Genomic DNA, 16,943 nt, shown 5'->3' with positions numbered 1-16,943 from the left:
TCCTCCAGCCGGACCCCGCTGAGCTGCTCGAGCTCGTCGAAGGACCCGACGACGTGGATGTGGGCCGGGTCGGCCTCGCAGCGCCACGCCGGCAGCGGCGTGCCCCAGTAGCGCTCGCGCGACAGCGCCCAGTCGATGTTGTTCTCCAGCCACTTCCCGAACCGCCCGTCCTTGATGTGCGGCGGGTGCCAGTTGATCGTGTCGTTGTTCGCCAGCAGCCGATCGCGCACCTTCGAGGTCGCGATGTACCACGACGGCTTGGCGTAGTAGAGCAGCGGGGTCGAGCAGCGCCAGCAGTGCGGGTAGGCGTGCTCGTAGTCCTCGGCCCGCAGGAGACGCCCCCGGCGCCGCAGGTCCTCGACGAGGTCCGCGTCGGCGTCCTTCACGAACCGCCCGGCGTACTCGCCCAGGCGCTCGTCGTAGGTCCCGTCGAGCCGGACCGGGTTCACGACCGTCAGCCCGGCCCCGGTCCCGAGGCGGTAGTCGTCCTCGCCGAAGGCGATCGCGGTGTGCACGATGCCGGTGCCGTCGTCCGCCGTGACGAAATCCCCGAGCAGCACGGAGTGGGCCTGCTCCCCCCACGCCGACGGCTCGATGAAGTCGAACGGCGGCTCGTACCGGGCGCCCTCGATCTCACGGCCGGGGAACGACTCCACCACGACGGAGGCCTCCCCGAGCACCTTCTCGCGCAGGGCCGCGGCGAGCACGTACACCGCGTCGTCGCCGTCCCGCCTGGCGCGGACGTACTCGAGGTCGGGGTCCACCGCGAGCGCGGCGTTGGACGGCAGGGTCCACGGCGTCGTGGTCCATCCCAGCAGCACGTCCCCGGCCCGCAGCGGACCGTGGGTCGCCGTGAGCGGGAACCGGACGTAGACCGACGGATCGACGACGTCCTTGTAGCCGAGCGCCACCTCGTGACTCGACAGCGCCGTGCCGCATCGCGGGCAGTAGGGGACGACCTTGTGCCCCTCGTACAGCAGGTCCTTGTCCCAGATCTGGCGCAGGGACCACCAGACGGACTCGATGTAGGTGGTGTCCAGGGTGCGGTACGCGTCGTCGAGATCCACCCAGAAGCCGATGCGCTCCGTCAGGGCGTTCCAGTCCTCGAGGAACGTGAAGACCGACTCGCGGCACTTGGCGTTGAACTCCGCGATCCCGTACGCCTCGATCTCCGCCTTCGACGTGATGCCCAGCTGCTGCTCGACCGCGATCTCGACCGGGAGCCCGTGGCAGTCCCACCCGCCCCGGCGCTGGACGTGATGCCCCTGCATCGTCTTGTACCGCGGGAAGATGTCCTTGAACACCCGGCTCAGGACGTGGTGTGCACCGGGGCGGCCGTTGGCCGTCGGGGGGCCCTCGTAGAACACCCACGGCTCGGCCCCCTCGCGGCGCCGCATGGACTCCTTGAAGATGTCCCGCTCGCGCCACCGCTCGAGCACCTGCTGCTCGAGATCAGGGAAGGACTGGGAGGGATCGACAGCGCGCTGAGCCATGTGGCCGCGCATTCTCCCAACAATCCTGGGCCCGCACGGTCGAGCCCGGTCCGACGGCCCGGCGCGACGCGCAGATCAGGCGGCGAGCTTGCGGCAGATCGCCTCGAGCGACCGCTTCTCGTCCTCGTCGAGCACGCTGAAGGCGTTGGCGACGCGCTCGGTGTGCTCCGGGAAGAGCCGGTCGACGAGCTCCCTGCCACGGTCGGTCAGCGTGACCGCGGCGGCGCGCCGGTCGGACGGCAGCCGCCGCCGTACCACGTACCCGCGGGACTCCAGGGTCGAGACCACCTCGGTGGCGTTCGCCTTCGAGGTGCGAAGCCGGCTGCGCAGGTCGCGGAGCTCGAGCTCGCCGCCGCCACGGGTCAGGACCACGAGCACCGAGAAGCCCGAGCCCGACAGCCCTTCACGGTCCAGCTCGGCGCTGAGGCGCCGGCGCACGCTGGCCTCCGCGCGAACGAGGCTCTCCAGGGCGCGGTGCGCGAGTGGATCGCCAGGCACGAGTTGCACGCGCGCGAGCATGGCAGGCGGGTCGGACGGCTCAGCCTGCCCACACGCCGGAGCGCGGACGGGGTGACCGCGAACTCAGGCGGCGACGTCCCGCAGCAGCGCCGCGAGATCCTGAGCGGGATCGACGACGTGCAGCGGCTCGCCGGCGGCCGGCCCAGCGGCGGCCCGCCGGCCCTCCCGGGCGGCGGGATCGAGGTGGGCCAGCACCCGCTCCCGCGCGTGGGACGGCTGCTCCCCCAGGGACTCCACGATCGTCGCTCCGGTCGCGGGGAGCGCGCCGCGGTACTCCAGCACCGCGACACCCTCCACGGCGCGCCGCGCGCTGTAGACGAGGCGGTGCAGCGTGTCCAGGCTCGCGCCGTTCCCGGTCAGGACGACCGCTCCCGGACCGACGGCGTGCAGGGCGCGCGTCAGGCGCCCCGGATCGAGCGAGACGGTCAGCGTCAGGGTGCGCAGCCCCATCCGGCGCAGGACGAGGTCGAGCGCCTGGGCGTGCAACGCGTCCACGCCGCCGGGACGACCGGCGTCGAAGAGCACGATCGCCTCATCGCGGTGCGCCGGCGGTGACAGCCGCCGCTGGGCGGCGAGCCAGCCACTGGACCAGCGCCACGCGAAGCCGTACTCGGGACCGTCCTCGCCATCAGCGGCGAGAAGCTCCACGGCCGGAAGGATGACCTCCTCGACCGTCCGCTCGACCGACCGCACCGTGAGGCTCTCCTCGAGGATCCGGTCGGCCTCCTGCTCGTCGAAACGCCCGAACGACGACCGCAGACGCGTGGGCGAGGCCGGACCGGCACCCCGCTCACGAGCGATCGTGATGGCCGACGAGACGTTGTGGGTCTGCTCGAACGCGGCCCGCAGGGCCTCGATCTCACCGAGGTCGAACTGCCGGTGGCCTCCGGCGGTTCGCTGCGGCTCCGGGAAGCCGAAGCGGCGCTCCCAGGAGCGCAGCGTGTTCGGGCTGACCCCCAGCATCGCCGCGGCGGCGTTCGTTCGGATGGACCCCATGACCGCGATGGTGCGGCTCCGAGGCCCGCACGGCAAGCCGCGCAGCAAAGGCTGCAGGACGCAAGGGCCGGTGCAGCCCGGCCGGCGTGCAGGGTTCCGCACGCCGGCGTGGACGGCGGGCGATCAGTCGATCGCCGACAGGACCACGAGCGCGGCGGGCGAAGGCCCGCAGCGTCCGACGCGAGCCTCGAGGAACACCCCGAACTCGCCTGCCGGTCGTACGACGGTGCGCTCGATCGGCGCGTAGCCGCCGGCGGCGGACACGAGGATCGCGTGCAGGTTGTCCTGCGCGGAGCGCTCGACGTCCGCCGGGACGAGGAAGTCGGTCACCTGACGGTTGACCGCATCCGGCTCGATCACGCCGAGCAGGCGTTCGGCGGAACGCGACAGCGCTCCGACGCAGAGACCGCGGTCGACGACCAGGAACGGTTCGGCAGTACCGGGAACCAGGTCGGACGACGCGGAGAGGACGACTCCCATGTGGCAGCGCTCGCAGACGCGAGCGGAGGACTCAGGGTGGGTGGGGGTGCGTCCGCAATGCCCGCAGAACTGCACCGCGGGACCGCCGGGGGGGACGGAGGGCACTGCCCTCAGCAGAGGACGGGGCATGGTGGTTGGGCCTTTCTTGGGACTCGACCGCTACGCGCTGACCGTGCGCAGCTGTCGCTGGGGGACCTTCTGACTGGCACTTCGATCCTCGCCCGCCGTGATGAACTGGCCCCCGGACGCGTCATCCGGACGCATCCCCAGTTCGATGGCGTGGAGAACCTGCGGCCCGGCGACGCTCGGCTGATCATCGAGCGTCCTCCCAGCCGCGGCGGAGTGACGCTCATCGCGCACTCCGCGGTGGTACAGCAGCACCGGCAACACCCCGGCGGCCGACCTGACCGCCCAGGCCCACCGGGCCACTTCGTCGTCCGACACGGCGTCGCCCGCGAGGACGACGGCGTCGGGGCCGTGAGCGTCGAGGACTCCCTGCAGTCCTCCCATCCTTCTCACGGGCAACGTCAGGACGCGGGCACCTGCGCGCGTCGTGAACAGCTCGAGCGCTCGGAGCCGCAGCGACTGGGCGTCGCCGCTGCCCGAGGTGGCGTCACCGATCAGGACGCAGTCCTGGCGGATCGGCGCGGGAGTGAGGCGGCGCGCACGCTGCAGCCACTCGCTGGCCCAGCTGGCGGCGAACGCCCACGGCGCGCTGTCGGCACCGTGCTTGTCGGCGACCTCGTCGAGGCTCGGCAGCATGATCTCCTCGACCGCGCGCTCGAGCGAGCGCAGCGCGAGGGCGGCCTCCATGGCCTGGTCGGCGCGCGCGAGGTCGTAGGCGGCGAGCGCGCCCGTGAGCACGTGCGTGTCGGCGCGAACCGACTCGCGCGCCCGCGAGATGGCGGAGGAGATGGACAGTCCGTCGTTGAGCGCGTCGCGCAGCGACGCGACCTCGCCGTGCGTGTACAGGCGGTGCTTGCCGGGCGACCGCATCGGCTTCGGATACCCGAAGCGGCGCTCCCAGGCCCGAAGCGTGTTCGGGCTCACGTTCAGCAGAGCCGCAGCCTCAGATGTCTTCAGGGTGCGCATAGACCCCTCGCAGTGCAGCGGAACCGCTGGCCGAGTCCTGCACGTGCCCCCACAGTGCACAGGTTCATGGAGGAAACATATGCAAAAACGTCGTCGTTTGCGTAATATCAGCGCCCTGGGGGCCCCCACGGGCCCGGAGACCGACGATCACGAGTCGAAAGGGACTGTGCAATGCCGATCCAGGGTCGCTAATTCCCGCTGACGGTCCTACAGTCGTCACGACGTGACGGCGCAGGATCCTCCCCACCCGGACGTGTCGCCACGGACCCATCCCCGGTCCGCGCTGGTGGTCGCCACGATCCTCATCGCCGGCGCGGCGGTCGTCGCGATCGGCGACACCTCGCCGTTCACCCGAGGCGTACTGATCTGTGCCGTCGTCGCAGTCGCCTCGGAGGTCGCCGCCGTCCGCTACGCGGCGAACCTCACGATCACCGGATCCGAGGTGGCCTTCGTGCTCGCCGCGGTCATCTCCGGCCCGCGTCCCGCGATCGCGATCGCGGCGCTCGCCTGCCTCGCGGGCTACCTCGCGAACCCCTACCGCTCGCGCGTCCTGGTCCTCAACCTCGCCGTGTTCACGGCGCCCATCGCCGCCGCCGGCCTCCTGCTGGCCTCGGTCGACGACGTCGCCTCGGGCGGTACCGCGGCCGTGCTGGCGATCATCGCCGCCGCCTGCATCGTCGTCGGCGGCGGAACCCTCCTGATCGTCGCGCTGATGACCCTGTTCGACGGTGGCCGGCTGCGCGACGTCGCCTCGTCGCTCCGTGCGATCGCCGCGGCGCAGGCCTTCCAGGCTCTGTTCATCGTCGTCGCGGCCGTGACCTACGTCGAGGTCGGCCTGGTCGCCCTCGTCCTGGTGGCGGTCATCACGGCCGCCGCGGCCTACATGGCCCGCCTCGTCGTGCGCGCCCGGGACCGCACGCGGGCCTACGCGGATCTCTCCTGGGGTCTGCTCAGCGGGCTCATCCGGACGCTGGACGCCCGGGACGCCCGCGCCGCGCGCCACTGCGCCGCCGTCGCCCGCTTCAGCCGGGACATCGCCGCCGCCGCCGGCTTGCCCAAGCAGGAGCAGGAGCTCGCGCACACCGCCGGCCTGCTGCACGACATCGGCCGGTTCGCGCTCTCGGACCGCGTGATGGACCGCGGCATCCAGTTGCAGCCGGAGGACTGGAAGGCGATCCGCCGGCATCCCGACATCGGCGCCGAACTGCTGAAGGACATCGACCTCTACGGCCCGGTCTCGGAGATCATCCGCGCCCACCACGAGCGTCCCGACGGCCGGGGCTATCCGCGGCAGCTCACCGCGTCGCAGATCCCCGAGCTCGCCAAGGTGGTCGCCGTCGCCGAGGTGTACGACACGCTCACCGCACCCGACACCTACCGCACCCCGATGACGAGCTTCGAGGCGGTCAACGAGCTGCGGCGCGTCGCCGGGACACAGCTCGACAGCACCTACGTCGAGCACCTCGCCTCGCTGCTCGCCGGGCAGGGCACCGAGTACCGGCACGCGGAGGGCGCGGACTTCGACGCGGAGCTCGACATCGAGCGGCGGATCAACGACGCCGCATCGCGCTGAGGACCCCGGAACAGCCACCGCGCTCCCTCACGGAAGCGCGGCGACCGGCGTGACCGGGCGACGTCGAGCGTCGCCGGCCGGGGGGTGTCAGCGGAGCGACGTCAGGCCACGTCGCGCCCTTCGGTGAGTCGGTCTCCCGAGAGGCCGCGGACAAACTCGTCGAGCTGCTCGATCGTGAAGCGCCGCTGCCCACCGGGGGTCCGGTAGCCGCGGAGGTGCCCGAGGTCCGACCAACGCCGGACCGTCGAGAGCGACACGCCGAGATGGCGTGCGGCCTCGGACGTCGACAGACCGAGCGCACTTGCCCCGTTCGAGGTGCTCATGCTCACTGGTGTACAGCGACCGCGCCTCCTGCGCCCGCCCCGGGTGCCTTTGCACAGGTTTTCGCCGTGGAAGGGCCGATCTTGGTCGCTTTGCGGAGCCCTGCGCACCTTCAGGCGACCTTGGCGACCGCTCCGGGGACGAGCCAGCGCCGGCCGCGGAAGCGGTGACCGGTGGCGGCCGCACGCGCGAGCATCAGCACGTTGAGCCCCGCCCAGACGCCGATGACGCCCCACCCCGCCGCGAGCGCCAGGAGCGCCAGCGGCGCGAACGTGAGGAGGGCCCCGACCATGGCGAGCGCGAGGAACCGCGTGTCGCCGGCCCCCAGCAGGATGCCGTCGAAGGCGAAGGTGACCGCGGCGACCGGCTGCATCGCCGCGAACAGCGGCCACAGGTCGTGCGCGCGGGCGAGGACCTCCGGGTCGCTGCTGAAGGCCCGCGGGATGACCTCGCGACCCGCGAGCAGCAGCAGGCCCACCCCGACACCCACCATCGCCGCCAGCGTCACCATCCGCCGGGAAGCGGCGAAGGCTCCCCCCACGTCACCCGCGCCCAGCCGCCGGCCGACGAGCACCTGCCCGGCGATCGCCAGGGCGTCGAGCGTCAGCGCCAGGAAGATGAACAGCTGGAACGCGATCTGGTGCGCGGCGAGGCTCGCCTCACCGATGCGCGCGGTGACGGCGCTGGCGAGCACGAACGCCGTGAGCAGAGCGCCCGTGCGGACCACGATGTCCCCGCCGGTCCGCACCATCGGTCGCAGGATCTCGAGCCGCGGTCCGATCGCCCCGGCCGGCCGTGCCGCGCGCAGGAGCAGGATCGCGAACGCCGCGCCCATACCGGCCTGTGCGATCACGGTCCCGAGCGCCGAACCGTCGAGGCCGGTGTCGAGGCCGTACACGAGGACGACCTCGAGCACCGCGTTGGCCACGTTGGCCACGATCAGCACGATCAGCGGGGTCCGGAGGTCCGACACCCCGCGCAGGTACCCCTGCCCGCCGAGGGCGAGCATCGCCGCGGGCAGGCCCAGCGCCGCCAGCCGCAGGTACCGGGCGGCGAGCTCGGCGGTGCGGCCCTCGCCGCCGAGGAGGGCGACCAGCGGCTCCGCGAACGCCGCGACGGCGGACGCGGCGATCACGCCGAGCGCCAGGGACAGCCACAGCGCCTGCGCGGCCACCGCGCCGGCCCGCGCCCCCTCACCCGCGCCGTGCAGCCGAGCGACCTGGGCCGTGGTCCCGTAGGCCAGGAAGTTGCACAGCGCGGTGACGGTGCCCAGGACGCTGGCGGCCAGCGCCAGCGCGGCGAGCTCCCGCGTCCCGAGATGCCCGACGATCGCCGTGTCGACGAGGAGATACGTCGGCTCGGCCGCCAGTGCCCCGAGCGCGGGGAACGCGAGCGCGAGGATCTCGCGGTCGTACGGGGAGCGGGCCACCGGCGCACTCTACGATCGATGGGTGTACCTCCCCGGTCCCGGAGCCACGCCGCTGCGCCCGCCGGCCGCGTCCTGCCGGAGTCGCGCGGCGTGAAGCTGCGGCTCTATCACCATCACGACGGCGCCCGGGTCGCCTACCGGGAGGGCGGCACGGGGCCGGCGCTGTGCCTGCTGCACTCCGAGCTGCTGAACCACCGCGAGTGGGAGCCCGTCGTCGAGCACCTGACCCACCGCCATCGCGTGGTGCTCCCCGACCTCCCGCTGCACGGGGACAGCGAGGACCGGCCGCGGCACCCCTACACGCGGGCGTGGTACGCCGAGGTGCTCGGCGCCTTCTGTCACGAGACGTGCGGCCCGCGCCCGTTCGTCGGCGGACACGGGCTCGGGGCCGAGGTCCTCGTCCGCGCGGTCGCCGGCGGCCTCCTGCGCCCTCGCCGCATGGTCGTGATGCCCTCCGTCCTGCACCGCCCGCCGGCCACCGGAGTCGCCCGCCGGCGGGTGTCGCGCATCGGCGCGCGGGCCGGCGCCGTCCCCGGCCTCGATCGCCTGCTCCCGCACGCCGCCCGTGCGGTGTACCGCCCGGAGTACGGACTGCGGCTGAGCGCGCAGCGCAACCCCGAGGCGCGCGACCTGCTCCGCCACGCGTTCCAGGACGTCGGGGGCAACGCGAACCTCGCGCGCTCCTGGGCGCGCTTCGCGGCCGACTGGCCGACCGGCGGCGAGCGCGACCTGCTCGACGCCTACCCGAAGCTCGACCTACCCGTGCTGCTGCTGTGGGCCGGACGCGATCCGTTCCACCCGCTGCGTACCGCCGAGGAGGCCCTCGACCTGCTGCCCGACGGGCAGCTGCGCGTGCTCGGCGCGGCCGGCTACCTGATCGCCTACGACGATCCGGTCGGGCTCGCGCGGGAGCTCGTCGCGTTCTGCCGCTGAGCTCAGCGTGAGGACCGGGACCCCTGCTTCGCCTTCCGGGCCTTCCGCGGCGCGTGACTGCGCGGCTTCGCGGACTTCTTCCTGGCCTTCGAGGACCGCTTCGCCTTCTTGGGCGCCGCGGTCATCGGTCCCGCGTCGATCGCCTCGGGTGCGTACCGCGCCACGAACGCGCGCAGCGTGGCGTCGCCGACCCGGGCGTAGACCCCGGGGCTGTTGGGCCGAGCGCACCCGTCACCGAAGCTCGTCGCACCGACGACGCGGAGCTCGCCACCGGGCATCCGGCCGAGGATCGGTCCGCCCGAGTCGCCCTGGCACGTGTCGATGCCGCCCTGCGGGTAGCCGGCGCACAGCATCGTCAGCGACGAGAACGAGGAGACCTGCTCGGCGCACGCCGCGTCGCTGATCGTCGGGATCCGCGCCACCTGCAGCACGTCCGGGGCGTCGCCACCCTCCTCGGTGACCCCGAACCCGGCGACCGTCTCGAGGACCCCGGGGGCCCACAGCGCGGTCTGCCGCGGCCCGGAGATGGGGAGCGGAGCGGGGCCTGCCGGTGCCGCGAGCTCGAGCAGGGTGACGTCGTAGCCGTCCTGGAGGCCGAGGTACTCGCTCGGGATGACCGCGCGCTTCACCGCGGCCCGCTCGCCGCCGCCCTCGTGCGCGGTGATCGAGTTCAGCCGCACCTCGATCATCGCTGCGGGCCACGAGATCGGCGACGACACCGCGGCCCCGGTGAGCGAGCCGCAGTGCCCGGCGGTGAGGACCCAGGTCGGCGCCACGAGCGTTCCGGTGCACCCGAACAGGCCGCCGAGCCGCACGGAGGCGACCGCCGGGAGCTCGCCCGGCGCGGCGTCCCGGCCACCCACGACGGCCGACGCAGAGGCGGGGATCGCCGTAGCTGCGACAGCGGTTGCGAGCAGGGTGAGGAGGCACCGGCGGGGCATGACCATGCACCTACCAACGCGCCCGCTGCCGGAAACATGCGCTCCCAGCGCGCCGAGTAGGGTTGGCCGTGGCGCGTGACCTCCGCATCCCGGGGGCGTCCGCCTCCCCCCGACACTGTCACTCATAGGAGCATTCATGGCGACGAAGAAGCGCCTGTACGGCGGCGAGACCGCCAAGGCCGTTGAGAACTTCCCGATCTCCGGCGAGACCGTCCCGGCTGCGGTCATCCACTGGCTCGCTGCCATCAAGGGCGCGGCGGCCACCGTCAACGCCGACCTCGGCAAGCTCGACCCGGCGCTCGCCGAGCAGATCGCCGCCGCCGCGGCCGAGATCAAGGCCGGCGATCACGACAACCAGTTCCCGATCGACGTCTTCCAGACCGGCTCGGGCACCTCGTCGAACATGAACACCAACGAGGTCATCTCGGCGCTCACGGGGGGCAAGGCGCACCCCAACGACCACGTGAACATGGGCCAGTCGTCCAACGACGTCTTCCCGTCCGCGGTCCATCTCGCCGCACTGGACCAGGCGACCAACACGCTGCTCCCCGCGCTCACCAAGCTCGAGAAGTCGCTGACGAAGAAGGCCAAGGCCTTCGACAACGTCGTGAAGTCCGGCCGCACGCACCTCATGGACGCCGTCCCCGTGACCCTCGGTCAGGAGTTCGCCGGCTACGCCGCGCAGATCCGCCTGGGCAAGGAGCGCGTCGAGGCCGCGCTCGTCCACGTCGGCCAGATCCCCCTCGGCGGGACGGCGACCGGCACCGGCCTGAACACGCACCCGAAGTTCGCCGCGGGCGTGCGGAAGATCCTGGTCAAGGACTCCAAGCTGCGGGCGATCGCCGCCCCCGCCGACCCGTTCGAGGCCCAGGGCAACCGCGACGCGCTCGTCGAGCTCAGCGGCGCGCTCAAGGTCGTCGCCGTCTCGCTGACGAAGATCGCCCAGGACATCGCGCTGATGGGATCGGGCCCGCGCGCCGGCATCGGCGAGCTGTTCCTGCCGGAGCTCCAGAAGGGCTCCTCGATCATGCCCGGCAAGGTCAACCCGGTCCTGCCCGAGGTCGTGCTGCAGGTCGCCGCCCAGGTGATCGGCAACGACACCGCGATCACGATCGGCGGCATGCAGGGCCAGTTCGAGCTGAACGTCCGCATCCCGCTCATCGCGCGCAACCTGCTGCAGTCGATCCACCTGCTGTCGACCACGTCGGTGGCCTTCAGCGAGAAGTGCATCGACGGGCTGAAGGCCAACAAGGCGGGCTGCGCCGCGTCGGCCGGTGCGACGCTCGCCACGGCGACCGCGCTGAACGAGGCGATCGGCTACGACCTCGCGACCGTGATCGTCAAGAAGGCGACCGCGACCGGACGACCGCTCCGCGACGTCGCGCTCGAGGAGGGTGTCGACGCCGAGCTGTACGACAAGACGATCGACCTCCGCAGGATCGCCGCGGGAAGCTCCGCCTCCTGACGACGGCGCCCCGGTCCGCGCGGCGGCTCAGCCCGCCGCGCGGGCGAACGCGGCCTTGACGACGTCGGCGCTCGGCTTGCGCCGGCCCGAGTACTCGAAGAGGCCCTTCTGGTTGATGCCCTTGACGATCTTGATCTCGGGCACCTGCTTGCGGATCGATCCGCCCGCGAACGACGGCGCGACGGCGAAGTCCCGGAGGTTCCAGACGAGCATCCCCGAGAGCTTCGGGATCGACGAGTAGACGTCGAGGTGCAGCTTCAGCAGGTCGGCCTGGAACCGGAACCCGCCGGGCTTGTTGGTCGGGTTGAGGCGGTTGGCCTCCGCCCCGAACTCGGTGACCGCGAGGATCTTGTCCGGGAACACCCGGCGCAGCAGCCCGATGTGATCGCGGATCGCCTTGCGCACGGTCGACCGCCGGGCCTTCGTCTTCTCGTACCAGCCGATGTAGTTCGTGTCGCCGATCGCGTCGATGTTGCGGTACACCGCCCCCGCCTTCTTGGGCGGATGGGCACCCCACACATCGAGGGCGACCAGGCGCCCCGGGTCGCGGCGCTTGAGCTCGGCGGACATCGTCCTGATGTAGGGGATCTGTCCGGCGGGATGGCCGTTGCCGGCGATCTCGTTGACGAGGTTCCAGGCGATCAGCGACGGGTGCGTCTGCGTCTGGAAGAAGGTCGTGCGCACCCGGCGACGGGCCTGCGCCTGCAGCTTCGATCCCCGGCTCGTCCACGCCCCCGGCGCGTCGACCGGGCCGATGCCCATCCAGAGCAGGATGCCGGCCGCGTCCAGGCGCTCGAGCAGCGCCGGGTGCAGCGGGTGCTGCGCCCGGGTCGCGTTCGCGCCGATCGAGACCAGGTCCTTGACCAGGCCGTCCATGTCGGCGGCGGTCACGGCGTCACCGCGGCCCTTGGCGTCCTCGTGGATCGACGCGCCGCGCAGCACGATCCGCTGGCCGTTCAGGAGCAGGTCGCTGCCGCGGCGGGTGATCTCCCGCAGCCCGACCTTCTCGACGTACCCCGCCTCTCCCGGGATCCCGATCTCGAGGTCGTAGAGGTTCGGTGAGCCCGGGGCCCAGAGCGCGGGCTTCGGCACGGTCACCTGCGCGTAGAGGACGCGGGTGTCGCCGCGGGCCACGACGATGTCCGGGAACGAGAGCGGGTAGCGCTCGTCGCCGCGGCGCAGGACGCCGGAGACCGGGAGCGACCGCGCGTTGATGCGGTTGCGCGCGTGGATCGTGACGTCGACCTTGGCGCTGCCGTCCGGCTGCAGCCGGGTCTGGATCGTCGGGGCCGTCAGCTCGGCCGTGCCCACGGGGCGCACGGAGACCTCACGGTTGATGCCGCCGAAGTTGAACCACGTCCGGTGCCACCCGGCCTTCTTCATCCGCAGCGGGCCACGCCAGTCGGCCTTGACGACCAGCTCGTGCTGGACGCCCTCCTCCAGGCCGACGAGGTACTCGAACGGCAGGTACTCGCCGAGGTGGGTGCCGAGCTTGCGACCGTCGAGGTAGACGGTCGCACGGTGGTTGACCGACTCGAAGCGCAGCCGGTAGTCGCCACCCGTCGGGACCGAGAAGGTCGTCCGGTACCAGGCGACGGTCCCGCGGAAGCTCTCCGCGCCGGCCTTGCCGGTGAGCGTCTTGGCGTTCGGGGAGAACGGGAGCATCGCTCGCGAGCCCTCGAACGCGCCGGCCTGGTAGCCCTTGAGCCTGCCGTGGTCGTAGCGGTCGGTCTGGACCCGCCACGGTCCGGCCAGGGCCATGCGCCCCGTCGCCCCACCGTGGATGACGCTCGGGACCAGGCCGCTCGAGGCGGCCGTCCGCGCCCGGACGCTGCCCGCGCCGGGCGAGACCTTCGCGAGGTTGGCCGGCTTGACCGGGGTGATGACGGCGTCGTCGTTCTGGGCCTGACCGGCGACGGGCACGCCGACGCCGACGAGCAGCGCAAGCGCTGCCGCGCCGAGGATCCCCCGTCTCCTTCGCATCGTCGCCGGCACCATCAGTCGGGTCAGGGTAGCGACCGTCGCCTCCCGCGCGTCGCACCGTCCGACGACGCCCGACGCGCTACGGGACGTTCATCGCGACGTACCGCGTCTCCAGGTACTCGTGCAGGCCCTCGGGCCCGCCTTCGCGCCCGAAACCTGACTGTTTGACGCCTCCGAACGGAGCGCCGGCGTTGGACACCATGCCCTGGTTGAGGCCGATCATCCCGGTGTCGAGCCCCTCGATCACCGAGAAGGCGCGATTCAGGTCGCGGGTGAACGCGTAGGCGACGAGCCCGTACTCCGTGTCGTTGGCACGGCGGATCGCCTCCTCGTCGGAGCTGAACGTGGTGACCGGCGCGACCGGGCCGAAGATCTCCTCGTGCAGCAGCCGGGCCTGCGGATCCACGTCGGCGAGCACGGTCGGCTGATGGAAGTGGCCGGGCCCCTCGAGCGGCGAGCCGCCCGTGAGCACCCGGGCCCCGCGGTCGACGGCATCCCCGACCAGCTCCTGGACCTTCTCGACCGCGGCCGTGTCGATGAGGGGGCCGACCTTGACGCCCTCCTCGGTACCCCTGCCGACCTTCAACGCCCCGAGCCGTTCCGCGAGCCGGGTCGCGAACTCCTCGGCGACGGACTCGTGGACGAGGAACCGGTTGGCGCTGGTGCAGGCCTCGCCGATGTTGCGCATCTTGGCGAGGAGCGCCCCGTCGACCGCGGCATCGAGGTCGGCGTCCCCGAACACGAGGAACGGCGCGTTGCCCCCGAGCTCCATCGAGACGCGCAGCACCTGCTCGGCGGACTGCTCGATCAGCTTCTTGCCGACCTCCGTGGAGCCGGTGAACGACAGCTTGCGGGTCCGGGGGTCGGCGATCAACGGCGCCATGAGCTCACCGGAGCTGCGCGCCGTCAGGACGTTGCACACGCCGCCCGGGAGCCCTGCCTCCTCGAGGATCTGGGCCATCGCGAGCATGCTCAGCGGGGTCTGCTTGGCGGGCTTGACGACCATGGTGCAGCCCGCCGCGATGGCCGGCCCGACCTTCCGCGTGCCCATCGCCATCGGGAAGTTCCACGGCGTGATGAACACGCACGGGCCGACGGGCCGGCGCAGGGTGAGCACGCGACCCTTGCCGTTCTCGCTCGTCGTGAACCGCCCGTCGATGCGAACGGCCTCCTCGGCGTACCAGCGGAAGAACGCCGCCGCATAGGCGATCTCCCCGCGCGACTCCTCCACCGGCTTGCCCATCTCCAGCGTCATGAGCAGCGCGAGATCCTCCGTCCGCTCCGTCATGAGCTCGTAGGCGCGACGCAGGACGTCGGCCCGCTCCCGCGGAGCGGTGTCGCGCCAGCCCGGGAACGCCTCGTGCGCCGCGGCGAGCGCGGCCTCACCGTCCTGCGCGGTCGCGTCGGCGACCGTGCACAGGGCCTCGCCGGTGGACGGATCCTCCACCTCCAGCGTGCCCGCGCCGGAGGCGTCGCGCCACTCCCCGGCGATGTAGAGCTGGTGCGGGACGCCGTCGACGACGGCGGACTCGCGTGACGCGCCTGTGACCGTGCTCATGCGTTCGAGCATACCCACGGCCCGAAGCGCCATACCGGCGTTCCGGAGCCCGGCGCATGCACCTTCCCGTACCCTGTGTGCAAGCGGCCATCCAGCCAGATCGGCTGACCGCAACTCAACCTGGTCGGAGGCGTTCCGATCATTCGATGAACGTGACTTGCCGTCGCCTGCCCATCCTCGCCTCGATCGCTCTCGGGGCCGTGGCCTTCGCCCCCGTGGCGGAGGGCGCCTCGCGCATCGTGATCAAGGGCCGCGGATTCGGCCACGGCGTCGGGATGAGCCAGTACGGAGCGTTCGGCTTCGCGAAGAACGGCCACACCTACGAGCAGATCCTGGGCCACTACTACACGGACACCAAGCTCGGGAAGCTCGACAGCGGGCGGCAGATCCGCGTGCTCCTGCAGTCCGGCTTCTCCGGGTCGTTCAGCGGAGCCGAGAAGGTCAGCGGTCACCGGCGACTGGACCCCAAGGCGACGTACTCCGTCGCCCGCACCTCCAAGGGCGTCGCGCTGCGCACCTCCTCCGGCCGCGTGATCGCGACGTACACGTCGCCCCTGCGGGTCGAGGCCCCGTCCAACGGCTCGATCCGGCTGGGCGGCACCGCCGCCAACGGCATCAGCGGCGGGCGCTACCGCGGCGCGCTGGAGTTCCGGGCGGGGGCGATCAGCGGGCTGCTGGCCATCAACGCCGTCGACCTCGAGGACTACGTGCGAGGCGTGGTCAGCAAGGAGAGCCCGTCGAGCTGGCCGATCGAGGCGCTCAAGGCCCAGGCGGTCGCCGCACGCACCTACGCGATCACGACCGACAAGCCCGGCGACGGCTTCGAGCACTACGCCGACGTGCGCTCGCAGGTCTACGGCGGCGTCGCCGCCGAGACGTCCTCCACCGACGAGGCCGTCGCGCAGACGCGCTCCCAGGTCGTCACCTACCAGGGCGAGCCGGTCGTCACCTACTTCTTCTCGACCTCCGGGGGCAGGACGGAGAACGTCGAGAACGGCTTCCTCGGCGCCAAGCCCGCGCCCTACCTCAAGAGCGTCAAGGACCCGTACGACAAGGAGTCCCCCCGCCACACCTGGGGCCCCTACCGGTACACCCTCAGCCGCGCCAAGAGCAAGCTCGGCGGCCTGGTCAAGGGCAACCTCAAGCGGATCAAGGTGATCAAGCGCGGGGTGTCCCCCCGGATCGTCAAGGCGCAGGTCATCGGAACCCGCGGCACGACGACGGTCACCGGACCGGAGCTCCGCCGCCGCTTCGGGCTCTACGACACCTGGGCGACGTTCACGCTGGTGACGTCGACGGCCAAGAAGGCCCCGACGGGCCCCACCGGACCGTCGTCCAGCACGAAGGGCGACTCCAAGAGCGGCGGGGCGACCCCGAACGCGCGGGCGAGCTCGTCCTTCGCACCGACGCCGTCGCGATCCCCGCGGATCGTCGGCCGGGTCCTCCCCTCGAAGTCCGGCGAGTGGCTGAAGGTCCAGCGGCGCGCGAAGGGCCGCTGGGTCCTCGTCGCCGAGGTCACGGTGAACCGCAAGGGCCGCTACGAGGCCAGCCTGCCGCGCGCCGGCTCCTACCGCATCGTGTACAAGGGCATCGCCGGGCCCACGGTCCGGGCCCGGTAGCCCCCGCGGCGCGCGCCCGCGCTCGGCGCGCGCCCCGCCACGACGATCAGCCGCCGAAGAACCGGACCAGCGCCTCGGCGACGCAGACCGGCTTGGTGCCGCCGTCGATCTCGAAGGTCTGGGTGACGGTCGCCTGCACGCCACCGGGCACCTCCTCGACCGAGGAGATCGCCGCCCGGACCCGGAGCTTGGACCCCGACGGGACGGGGGCCGGGAACCGCACCTTCCCGTAGCCGTAGTTGAGGCCGCCGGCCACCCCGGTGACCTCGAAGATCTGGAACATCAGCACCGGGCCGAGCGAGAGCGTCAGCAGGCCGTGCGCGATCGGCCCCCCGAACGGGCTCTCGGCCTTCGCCCGGTCGACGTCGACGTGGATCCACTGCTGGTCGCCCGTCGCGTCGGCGAAGGCCTGGATGACGTCCTGGCTGACCTCGAACCAGTCGCTGACGCCGACTTCCTGGCCGACGAGCGCCTTGAGCTCCTCGATCCCGTTGATCGTCACCTGTGCCATGCGATGTCTCCTCTGTCGAACGATGGGGGA

General features: G+C 72.1%; 15 protein-coding genes. 4 read left to right on the top strand and 11 right to left on the bottom strand.

All coding sequences use genetic code 11. The features are described from left to right. The 5 genes from ABYE80_RS01095 to ABYE80_RS01075 form a co-directional block, all read right to left on the bottom strand. Window positions 1-1,493 (bottom strand): class I tRNA ligase family protein (locus ABYE80_RS01095; RefSeq protein WP_372787999.1); only part of this gene is annotated, 1,493 nt, incomplete at its 3' end. A gap of 75 nt (window positions 1,494-1,568) precedes the next feature. Next, a complete protein-coding gene (locus ABYE80_RS01090; protein ID WP_372787997.1) occupies window positions 1,569-2,000 on the bottom strand; it encodes a MarR family winged helix-turn-helix transcriptional regulator in 432 nt (143 codons plus the stop codon). Between the two features lie 75 nt (window positions 2,001-2,075). Beyond that, entirely contained in the window at window positions 2,076-3,008 is a 933-nt protein-coding gene (locus ABYE80_RS01085) for a MerR family DNA-binding transcriptional regulator (RefSeq protein ID WP_372787995.1), read from the bottom strand. A gap of 123 nt (window positions 3,009-3,131) precedes the next feature. Then, on the bottom strand, window positions 3,132-3,488 hold the full coding sequence (locus ABYE80_RS01080; protein WP_372787994.1) for a PAS domain-containing protein: 357 nt from the start codon (window positions 3,486-3,488) through the stop codon (window positions 3,132-3,134). A gap of 159 nt (window positions 3,489-3,647) precedes the next feature. Next, on the bottom strand, window positions 3,648-4,580 hold the full coding sequence (locus tag ABYE80_RS01075) for a MerR family DNA-binding transcriptional regulator (RefSeq protein WP_372787992.1): 933 nt from the start codon (window positions 4,578-4,580) through the stop codon (window positions 3,648-3,650). 223 nt (window positions 4,581-4,803) lie between these two features. Between ABYE80_RS01075 and ABYE80_RS01070 the strand changes: the two genes are divergently transcribed. Further along, complete coding sequence (locus ABYE80_RS01070) at window positions 4,804-6,153, top strand: HD-GYP domain-containing protein (RefSeq protein WP_372787990.1); 1,350 nt, start codon at window positions 4,804-4,806, stop codon at window positions 6,151-6,153. A 101-nt stretch (window positions 6,154-6,254) separates the two neighbouring features. Here the strand turns inward: ABYE80_RS01070 and ABYE80_RS01065 are convergent, their stop codons facing one another. Both ABYE80_RS01065 and ABYE80_RS01060 read right to left on the bottom strand, forming a co-directional pair. Further along, a complete protein-coding gene (locus ABYE80_RS01065) occupies window positions 6,255-6,476 on the bottom strand; it encodes an excisionase family DNA-binding protein (RefSeq protein ID WP_372787988.1) in 222 nt (73 codons plus the stop codon). 110 nt (window positions 6,477-6,586) lie between these two features. Beyond that, on the bottom strand, window positions 6,587-7,903 hold the full coding sequence (locus tag ABYE80_RS01060; protein ID WP_372787987.1) for an MATE family efflux transporter: 1,317 nt from the start codon (window positions 7,901-7,903) through the stop codon (window positions 6,587-6,589). Between the two features lie 18 nt (window positions 7,904-7,921). On the opposite strand from ABYE80_RS01060, the gene ABYE80_RS01055 reads away from it, so the two are divergent. Further along, window positions 7,922-8,836: an alpha/beta fold hydrolase gene (locus ABYE80_RS01055; protein WP_372787985.1), complete on the top strand. Its 915-nt coding sequence runs from the start codon at window positions 7,922-7,924 to the stop codon at window positions 8,834-8,836. A 2-nt stretch (window positions 8,837-8,838) separates the two neighbouring features. Here ABYE80_RS01055 and ABYE80_RS01050 read toward each other — a convergent pair whose 3' ends face one another. Continuing rightward, on the bottom strand, window positions 8,839-9,777 hold the full coding sequence (locus ABYE80_RS01050) for a serine protease (RefSeq protein WP_372787984.1): 939 nt from the start codon (window positions 9,775-9,777) through the stop codon (window positions 8,839-8,841). A 136-nt stretch (window positions 9,778-9,913) separates the two neighbouring features. Here ABYE80_RS01050 and ABYE80_RS01045 point away from each other — a divergent pair, with 136 nt between their 5' ends. Beyond that, on the top strand, window positions 9,914-11,242 hold the full coding sequence (locus ABYE80_RS01045; RefSeq protein ID WP_372787983.1) for a class II fumarate hydratase: 1,329 nt from the start codon (window positions 9,914-9,916) through the stop codon (window positions 11,240-11,242). A gap of 27 nt (window positions 11,243-11,269) precedes the next feature. On the opposite strand, the gene ABYE80_RS01040 is transcribed toward ABYE80_RS01045, so the two are convergent. Then, window positions 11,270-13,240, bottom strand: coding sequence for a glycoside hydrolase family 2 protein (locus ABYE80_RS01040; RefSeq protein ID WP_372787981.1), 1,971 nt, complete (start codon window positions 13,238-13,240; stop codon window positions 11,270-11,272). Window positions 13,241-13,304: 64 nt separating this feature from the next. After that, window positions 13,305-14,783, bottom strand: a complete 1,479-nt coding sequence (locus ABYE80_RS01035) for an NAD-dependent succinate-semialdehyde dehydrogenase (protein WP_372787979.1) — start codon at window positions 14,781-14,783, stop codon at window positions 13,305-13,307. Window positions 14,784-14,929: 146 nt separating this feature from the next. Here ABYE80_RS01035 and ABYE80_RS01030 point away from each other — a divergent pair, with 146 nt between their 5' ends. After that, window positions 14,930-16,402 (top strand): SpoIID/LytB domain-containing protein, encoded by a 1,473-nt coding sequence (locus tag ABYE80_RS01030; protein WP_372787977.1) that lies wholly within the window; start codon window positions 14,930-14,932, stop codon window positions 16,400-16,402. 46 nt (window positions 16,403-16,448) lie between these two features. On the opposite strand, the gene ABYE80_RS01025 is transcribed toward ABYE80_RS01030, so the two are convergent. Beyond that, a complete protein-coding gene (locus tag ABYE80_RS01025; protein ID WP_372787976.1) occupies window positions 16,449-16,913 on the bottom strand; it encodes a MaoC family dehydratase in 465 nt (154 codons plus the stop codon). Window positions 16,914-16,943: the final 30 nt, after the last annotated feature.

The sequence above is a fragment of the Paraconexibacter sp. genome (assembly GCF_041602235.1).
Classification (GTDB): Bacteria; Actinomycetota; Thermoleophilia; order Solirubrobacterales; family Solirubrobacteraceae; genus Paraconexibacter.
Note: the sequence above shows the minus strand (reverse complement) of the source record. Positions and strands in the feature narration are given on the sequence as shown.

Excerpts from the sequence above, each read along its gene's own strand:
- ABYE80_RS01035 (WP_372787979.1), bottom strand. The coding sequence starts at position 14,783 with ATGAGCACGGTCACAGGCGCGTCACGCGAGTCCGCCGTCGTCGACGGC.
- ABYE80_RS01050 (WP_372787984.1), bottom strand. The coding sequence starts at position 9,777 with ATGCCCCGCCGGTGCCTCCTCACCCTGCTCGCAACCGCTGTCGCAGCT.
- ABYE80_RS01040 (WP_372787981.1), bottom strand. The coding sequence starts at position 13,240 with ATGGTGCCGGCGACGATGCGAAGGAGACGGGGGATCCTCGGCGCGGCA.
- ABYE80_RS01080 (WP_372787994.1), bottom strand. The coding sequence starts at position 3,488 with ATGGGAGTCGTCCTCTCCGCGTCGTCCGACCTGGTTCCCGGTACTGCC.
- ABYE80_RS01045 (WP_372787983.1), top strand. The coding sequence starts at position 9,914 with ATGGCGACGAAGAAGCGCCTGTACGGCGGCGAGACCGCCAAGGCCGTT.
- ABYE80_RS01055 (WP_372787985.1), top strand. The coding sequence starts at position 7,922 with ATGGGTGTACCTCCCCGGTCCCGGAGCCACGCCGCTGCGCCCGCCGGC.
- ABYE80_RS01065 (WP_372787988.1), bottom strand. The coding sequence starts at position 6,476 with ATGAGCACCTCGAACGGGGCAAGTGCGCTCGGTCTGTCGACGTCCGAG.
- ABYE80_RS01075 (WP_372787992.1), bottom strand. The coding sequence starts at position 4,580 with ATGCGCACCCTGAAGACATCTGAGGCTGCGGCTCTGCTGAACGTGAGC.
- ABYE80_RS01030 (WP_372787977.1), top strand. The coding sequence starts at position 14,930 with ATGAACGTGACTTGCCGTCGCCTGCCCATCCTCGCCTCGATCGCTCTC.
- ABYE80_RS01085 (WP_372787995.1), bottom strand. The coding sequence starts at position 3,008 with ATGGGGTCCATCCGAACGAACGCCGCCGCGGCGATGCTGGGGGTCAGC.
- ABYE80_RS01025 (WP_372787976.1), bottom strand. The coding sequence starts at position 16,913 with ATGGCACAGGTGACGATCAACGGGATCGAGGAGCTCAAGGCGCTCGTC.